Consider the following 1,932-nt stretch of genomic DNA (forward strand, 5'->3'; position numbering starts at 1 on the left):
CTTTGTGCCGTGTTAGGGCTAAATTCTGTATTGCGGTTTATCGTTTGATCTTTGTATCTTGTGTCGTATCCGATCGTTTGTCTTTCCGTGTTGTTGCACGGTTTACAGCAAGGTCAGACCATTTTGGTGTTATATGGTCAAGCCTCACGGGCCATTAGTATCAGTTAGCTCAACGCCTCACAACGCTTACACACCTGACCTATCAACCTTGTAGTCTTCAAGGGCCCTTTAGGAAGCTCAAGGCTTCAGTGAGACCTCATCTTGAAGGGGGCTTCCCGCTTAGATGCTTTCAGCGGTTATCCTGTCCGAACATAGCTACCGGGCAATGCCATTGGCATGACAACCCGAACACCAGAGGTTCGTCCACTCCGGTCCTCTCGTACTAGGAGCAGCTCTTCTCAAGTCTCCAACGTCCACGGCAGATAGGGACCGAACTGTCTCACGACGTTCTAAACCCAGCTCGCGTACCACTTTAAATGGCGAACAGCCATACCCTTGGGACCGGCTTCAGCCCCAGGATGTGATGAGCCGACATCGAGGTGCCAAACACCGCCGTCGATGTGAACTCTTGGGCGGTATCAGCCTGTTATCCCCGGAGTACCTTTTATCCGTTGAGCGATGGCCCTTCCATACAGAACCACCGGATCACTAGCACCTACTTTCGTACCTGCTCGACGTGTCAGTCTCGCAGTTAAGCACCCTTATGCGCTTGCACTCATTGCACGATGTCCGACCGTGCTGAGGGTACCTTCGTGCTCCTCCGTTACTCTTTGGGAGGAGACCGCCCCAGTCAAACTACCCACCACACAATGTCCTCGATCCCGCTAAGGGAACTGAGTTAGAACCTCAACATGACCAGGCTGGTATTTCAAGATTGGCTCCACGTGAACTGGCGTCCACGTTTCAAAGCCTCCCAGCTATCCTACACAAGTCATATCAAAGTCCACTGTGAAGCTGTAGTAAAGGTTCACGGGGTCTTTCCGTCTAGCCGCGGATACACAGCATCTTCACTGCGATTTCAATTTCACTGAGTCTCGGGTGGAGACAGCGTGGCCATCATTACGCCATTCGTGCAGGTCGGAACTTACCCGACAAGGAATTTCGCTACCTTAGGACCGTTATAGTTACGGCCGCCGTTTACCGGGGCTTCGATCAAGAGCTTCGCATAAGCTAACCCCATCAATTAACCTTCCGGCACCGGGCAGGCGTCACACCGTATACGTCCACTTACGTGTTTGCACAGTGCTATGTTTTTAGTAAACAGTTGCAGCCACCTGGTATCTTCGACCAGTCGGAGCTTACGGGGTAAACCCTTCACTCCAACCGGCGCACCTTCTCCCGAAGTTACGGTGCCATTTTGCCTAGTTCCTTCACCCGAGTTCTCTCAAGCGCCTTAGTATTCTCTACCTGACCACCTGTGTCGGTTTGGGGTACGGTCTCTTTAGAGCTGAAGCTTAGAGGCTTTTCCTGGAAGCATGGCATCGACCACTTCGATTCCGTAGAATCTTCGTCATCACGTCTCGGCATAGAGCATCCCGGATTTACCTAAGATGCAAGCCTACCGGCTTAAACGCGGACAACCGTCGCCGCGCTGGCCTAGCCTTCTCCGTCCCCCCATCGCACTCTAAAGAGGTATTGGAATATTAACCAATTTCCCATCGACTACGCATTTCTGCCTCGCCTTAGGGGCCGACTCACCCTGCGCCGATTAACGTTGCGCAGGAAACCTTGGTCTTCCGGCGGGGGAGTTTTTCACTCCCCTTATCGTTACTCATGTCAGCATTCGCACTTCTGATACCTCCAGCCTGCTTCTCAACAGACCTTCATCGGCTTACAGAACGCTCCTCTACCGCTTGCACGTAGTGCAAGCCCGCAGCTTCGGTACATAGTTTAGCCCCGTTACATCTTCCGCGCAGGCCGACTCGACTAGTG

The 1,932-nt window shown here is 52.6% G+C and carries 1 rRNA gene; it reads right to left on the reverse strand.

Annotated features, from left to right (window positions below):
• Positions 1-133 precede the first annotated feature (133 nt).
• Positions 134-1,932 (reverse strand): 23S ribosomal RNA (locus tag BTA35_RS16380); the annotation flags it as partial.

The organism is Oceanospirillum linum (assembly GCF_001995095.2).
GTDB classification, from domain to species: domain Bacteria; phylum Pseudomonadota; class Gammaproteobacteria; order Pseudomonadales; family Halomonadaceae; genus Oceanospirillum; species Oceanospirillum linum.